The following is a 502-nucleotide window of genomic DNA, read 5'->3' as shown; positions in this document are numbered from 1 at the left end:
ACACCACGAAGGCTGTCACGAAGGGCTACGCGATCGGCTCGGCGGGCCTGGCGGCACTGGTGCTGTTCGCCGACTACACGCATGCGCTGGCGGCGCGCGGCATGACGGTCAGCTTCGACCTGTCGGAGCCGCGCGTGATCGTCGGCCTGTTCATCGGCGGGCTGATCCCGTACCTGTTCGGCGCGATGGCGATGGAAGCCGTCGGCCGCGCGGCCGGCGCGGTGGTCGAGGAGGTGCGCCGCCAGTTCCGCGACATCAAGGGGATCATGGACGGCAGCGGCAAGCCCGAGTACGGCCGCGCCGTCGACATGCTGACCACCGCGGCGATCAAGGAAATGATCATCCCGAGCCTGCTGCCGGTGGTCGTGCCGATCGCGGTCGGCATGCTGCTCGGCCCGGCCGCGCTCGGCGGGTTGCTGATGGGCACCATCGTCACCGGCCTGTTCGTCGCGATCTCGATGTGCACCGGCGGCGGCGCCTGGGACAACGCGAAGAAGTACAT

The 502-nt window shown here is 69.3% G+C and carries 1 protein-coding gene; it reads left to right on the top strand.

Features of this window, described 5'->3' with window-relative positions:
* The coding region (locus tag AC1D15_RS36695) for a sodium/proton-translocating pyrophosphatase (RefSeq protein ID WP_477829967.1) at positions 1–502 on the top strand (502 nt) is incomplete at both ends.

The sequence above is a fragment of the Rhizobacter sp. P2_H2 genome (assembly GCF_056403375.1).
Note: the sequence above shows the minus strand (reverse complement) of the source record. Positions and strands in the feature narration are given on the sequence as shown.